3 protein-coding genes are annotated in these 1,347 nt (G+C 72.8%); 1 reads left to right on the top strand and 2 read right to left on the bottom strand.

Translation table 11 applies throughout. The features are described 5' to 3' along the window. Positions 1-274, top strand: a 274-nt coding sequence (locus BUE42_RS31395) for a universal stress protein (protein WP_143171888.1), incomplete at its 5' end; no start/stop codon positions are given. A gap of 111 nt (positions 275-385) precedes the next feature. Here BUE42_RS31395 and BUE42_RS31390 read toward each other — a convergent pair. Continuing rightward, positions 386-1,018 (bottom strand): exopolysaccharide biosynthesis protein, encoded by a 633-nt coding sequence (locus BUE42_RS31390; protein ID WP_073469455.1) that lies wholly within the window; start codon positions 1,016-1,018, stop codon positions 386-388. Positions 1,019-1,045: 27 nt separating this feature from the next. Further along, positions 1,046-1,347: oleate hydratase (locus BUE42_RS31385; RefSeq protein WP_200799076.1), on the bottom strand; the 302-nt coding region annotated here is incomplete at its 5' end.

Below are 1,347 nucleotides of genomic sequence, written 5' to 3'. Positions count from 1 at the left end.
GCTGCGCAGCGCGGGCGAGGAGATCCTGGCCAAGGGCAGGGCGCGCGCGGCCGAAGCCGGCGTGGCCGCCGATTCGCAGTTGTTCGAGGGCCTGGCCACCCGGCTGGCCGACGCGGTCGAGCAGGAAGCGCAGCGCTGGGGCGCCGACCTCGTCGTGCTCGGTACGCACGGGCGGCGCGGCGCGAGCCGCTTCTTCCTCGGCAGCGATGCCGAGCAGGTGCTGCGCTCGTCGCCGGTGCCGGTGCTGCTGGTGCGCATGCCGCAGGGCGCCTGAGCGCGCCGCCGCCGCGCTGTCTTCAATCGAGCGGGTGGGTCAGCAGCCACAGCAGCACGCCCGCCGCAACGATGCCGAGGCCGAGCAGGACAGCGATGACGATCAGGCCGGTCATGGCAGCGGGACCTGCGGCAGCGCGTGCAGTCCCATCCAGATCACCGCGACCGCGATCGCGAGTGCGGCGACGCCGGCCGCCGCGCCGGCCAGGAGCCATGCGCCGTCGTGCCGCAGCACGCCCAGCATCATCGCGCTGATCGCGAAGGCCGGCGCCATGTTGCCCAGCGGCACCGGCAGCGCGAGCACCGCGGCGAGCACGAAGCACAGCAGGCCCGCGAGCCGCACCGGCAGCGGCGCCGACAGCGCGAGCCAGCGCGGCCGCAGCAGCGGCTCCACCCTCGCAAGCCAGGGTAGCAGGCGCCGGGTCAGGGCGGCGAAGCGTTCCCGCGTGATCGAGCGTGCCGCGACCGATGCCGGCAGCCATGCCGGCAGGCCGAGCGCGAGTTGGGCCGCAAGGAACAGCAGTGGCACGCCCAGCACGCCCGAGGTGCCGGGCGGCAGCGGCAGCAGGTTCGGCAATGCGAAGAACAGCATCAGCGTGGCGAGCGCTTGGTCCTGCATCGCGAGCAGCAGGTCGCCGATGTGGATGCGATCGCGTTGCTCGTCGCTCGACAACGCCAGCAGCACGCGCGACAACGCGTCGCGTGGGGGCGGCGGGTCAGCTCGGCGGGTGGCGTGGGGCGACATCGCAGGGCTCCAGGGACTTCTGGCGGCTCAGCCGAGCAATGTCTTCATCGCCGCCAGCGCCGCCACCGGATCGGCGATCGCGTGGTAGACCGGCGGGATCGGCCGCTCGATGCCGAGCAGCCCGTACACCGCGTGCATCGCACTGCGCACCGAGTACTCCACCGTGAAGACCACGTCTTCGGGGATCTCGACGTACTGCCCGAGCAGCGCGTAGTTCAACGCGCCCTTCGGCAGCACCGCCGGCCGGTCGCCGGCCTCGCGGCAGGCGAACTCGCTGGTGATGTACGGCATCATCACCGGGATCGCGGTGCTGGTGGCGAGCAGCTGGT

It is taken from the genome of Rhizobacter sp. OV335 (assembly GCF_900142965.1).
In the GTDB taxonomy this organism is placed as follows: domain Bacteria; phylum Pseudomonadota; class Gammaproteobacteria; order Burkholderiales; family Burkholderiaceae_C; genus Rhizobacter.
Note: the sequence above shows the minus strand (reverse complement) of the source record. Positions and strands in the feature narration are given on the sequence as shown.